The organism is Salinicola sp. (assembly GCF_982684285.1).
In genome coordinates, this window is sequence record NZ_CEXLVS010000376.1 from 1 (window position 1) to 2618 (window position 2618).

At 64.6% G+C, this 2618-nt stretch carries 2 protein-coding genes; both read left to right on the top strand.

Translation table 11 applies throughout. The features are described from left to right. Window positions 1-1574: dihydrolipoyllysine-residue acetyltransferase (gene aceF, locus AC3AYF_RS20050; protein ID WP_487780271.1), on the top strand; the 1574-nt coding region annotated here is incomplete at its 5' end. A 253-nt stretch (window positions 1575-1827) separates the two neighbouring features. After that, a complete protein-coding gene (adk, locus tag AC3AYF_RS20055; protein WP_295041356.1) occupies window positions 1828-2484 on the top strand; it encodes an adenylate kinase in 657 nt (218 codons plus the stop codon). Window positions 2485-2618: the final 134 nt, after the last annotated feature.

A 2618-nucleotide genomic window follows, 5' to 3' on the forward strand; every position in this document is an offset into this window, starting at 1 on the left:
GCCCCTACCGTGGCAAGACCGTGTCGCTGCCGATCAAGGAGGGCGACAGCGTCTCCGAGGGCGACCTGATCGGCACCATGGAAGTCGCCGGCGAGGGCGACGACGAGGAAGAGGGCGAGGACGCCTCGTCCGAGGACGAAGCTGCCGGCGCCGAAGCGGACGATGGCGGCGAAGGCCGGGCGTCCCAGGATCAGGGCGATGATGATCAGGACGAGGAAGATCAGGGCGGCGATGAAGGCGGCCGCAAGGAGATTCGCGTACCCGACATCGGTGGCAGCGATGGTGTCGAGATCATCGAAGTCGCCATCAGCGAAGGCGACGAGATCAACGAAGAAGACACCTTGATCACGCTGGAGTCCGACAAGGCCTCCATGGACGTGCCGAGCCCCTACAAGGGCAAGGTCGTCGAAGTTGCCGTGAAGGAAGGCGATAGCGTCTCGGAAGGCGATCTGATCGGCTATGTCGAGGTGGCCGGCAGCAGCAAGCCGGCCAAGAAGACGTCCGGTGAAGGTGGCGGTAAAGGCGGCCAGTCGAAGCCGGCTCCGGCCAAGGCCGATTCCGGGGCGTCCTCGTCCAGCGCACGCAAGGACGTCGCCGGCGAGCCGAGCCCGGAAGCGCGCGAGAAGCATGGTGACGACAAGACCGCCGGCGCCCATGTGCATGCCGGTCCGGCGGTTCGCAAGCTGGCCCGCGAACTGGGTGTCGACCTCGGCGAGGTCAAGGGCTCCGGTCCCAAGGGGCGGATCCTGAAGGATGACGTCGACGGTTTCGTCAAGCAGGTGATGAAAGCGCGCAAGAGCGGTGGCGGTTCGGCGCCGGCGGCCGCTGCCGGTGGCGCGGGCATTCCGCCGGTCCCGGCGATCGACTTCAGCCAGTTCGGCGAGATCGAAGAGAAGCCGATGAGCCGTCTGATGAAGGCGGGCGCCAACAACCTGCATCGCAGCTGGCTCAACGTGCCTCACGTCACCCAGTTCGACGAAGCGGACATCACCGAACTCGAGGCCTTCCGCAAGTCGATGAAGGCCGAGGCGGAGTCCCAGGGCGCCAAGCTGACGCCGCTGCCGTTCATGATCAAGGCTTGTGCCTATGCGCTGCGCAAGTTCCCGCAGTTCAACTCGAGCCTGCATCCGGACGGCGACAAGCTGATCGTCAAGCACTACGTGCACATCGGCGTGGCGGTCGATACCCCGGACGGGCTGATGGTGCCGGTGATCCGCGATGCCGACAAGAAGTCGCTGATCGATCTGGCCAAGGAGTCGGTCGAGCTGGCCAAGAAGGCGCAGAACAAGAAGCTGTCCCGCGAGGAGATGAGCGGTGCCAGCTTCACCATCTCGAGCCTCGGCTCGATCGGTGGCACGGCCTTCACGCCCATCGTCAACACGCCGGAGGTGGCCATTCTCGGCGTCTCCAAGTCGTCCATGAAGCCGGTCTGGAACGGCAGCGAGTTCGAGCCGCGCTTGATGCTGCCGCTGTCGCTCTCCTACGACCACCGTGCGGTCAACGGCGCCGACGCGGCGCGTTTCACCGCCTTCCTGGCACAGGTACTGACCGATATCCGGCGCATGCTGGTCTGATACGGCGGTTCGCTCGATCCACACCAACGGCTCCTTCGGGGGCCGTTGGCGTTTACTGTCCAGCGTTCGGGCTTTGTCGCCGCGCCAGGGCTTTGTCGACGCACCAGGTAGTGGCGCGTCGATCCAGGCGAGTCTTGTGCGCTACCCGATCGGCAGGTATCGTCATGAGCCATTGACGGTGTCGTCTGCGTCGAGTCCTCGACGCCGCTGACCGGTCCGACAACCGATGCGATTCACGAAGGAGCAGTTATCAATGCGTTTGATCCTCTTGGGCGCCCCCGGCGCTGGCAAGGGTACCCAAGCCCAGTTCATCTGCGAGCATTTCCATATCCCGCAGATTTCCACCGGTGACATGCTGCGTGCCGCGGTCAAGGAGGGGAGCGAGCTGGGGCTCAAGGTCAAGGAGACCATGAACAGCGGCGCTCTGGTATCGGACGATCTGATCATCGCACTGGTCAAGGAACGCATCGCCCAACCCGACTGCGCCAACGGGTTCCTGTTCGACGGCTTCCCGCGCACGCTCCCGCAGGCGGATGCGATGAAGGACGCCGGCATCAAGCTGGACCATGTGGTGGAGATCGCCGTCGACGACGAGGAGATCGTCAACCGGCTCTCCGGGCGTCGCGTCCATCCGGATTCCGGGCGTGTCTATCACGTCGACTACAAGCCGCCCCGGGAAGAGGGCAAGGACGACGTCACCGGCGAGCCGCTGATCCAGCGTGACGATGACAGCGAAAAGACCGTGCGCCACCGTCTCTCGGTCTATCACGACCAGACCGAGCCGCTGATCGGTTATTACCGCGAGTGGGCGGCCGAGGATGCCGAAGCCGCCCCGGAGTATCACCGTATCGCCGGTGTCGGCAGCGTCGACGAGATCCGCGAGCAGGTGCTCTCTGCGCTGAAGTCCTGACCCGCCGCCGATCCGCTTGCCATCCCGTATGGTTCCGCTTCCCGGCGGAGCCATCGTTTTGACATCGCGAGGACGCTATACTCGCCACCTTCTTGATGCCGCCATTCCCCGGGAAACCGATGCCGACGTTGCTG